This is a genomic window from Amycolatopsis sp. NPDC033938 (genome assembly GCF_055575975.1).
Genome location: NZ_JBVIRO010000031.1, coordinates 38,291 through 38,706, shown reverse-complemented (window position 1 = coordinate 38,706; position 416 = coordinate 38,291). Strand labels below are relative to the sequence as shown.

Annotated in this window: 1 protein-coding gene; it reads left to right on the top strand. The window is 66.6% G+C overall.

Features of this window, described 5'->3' with window-relative positions:
• On the top strand, positions 1-416 hold a 416-nt coding region (locus ACZ5ZX_RS40100), incomplete at both ends, for a HAMP domain-containing protein (RefSeq protein ID WP_465507230.1).

Here is a 416-nt window from a genome sequence, read left to right as displayed (position 1 = left end):
GATCACGGTCGACGCGCGGGGTGAGATTCTCGAGCTGAAGAACACGATCAACACGATGGTGGATCAGCTTTCCTCGTTCGCCGACGAGGTCACGCGGGTCGCGCGTGAGGTCGGCACCGAGGGCGCACTCGGCGGGCAGGCGCAGGTCCCCGGGGTGGCCGGGACGTGGCGGGATCTCACGACGTCGGTGAACTTCATGGCCGGCAACCTCACCGCACAGGTGCGGTCCATCGCGCAGGTCGCGACCGCGGTGGCGAAGGGCGATCTGTCGCAGAAGATCACGGTCGACGCGCGGGGTGAGATTCTCGAGCTGAAGAACACGATCAACACGATGGTGGATCAGCTTTCCTCGTTCGCCGACGAGGTCACGCGAGTGGCGCGTGAGGTGGGCACCGAGGGGCGCCTGGGTGGCCAAG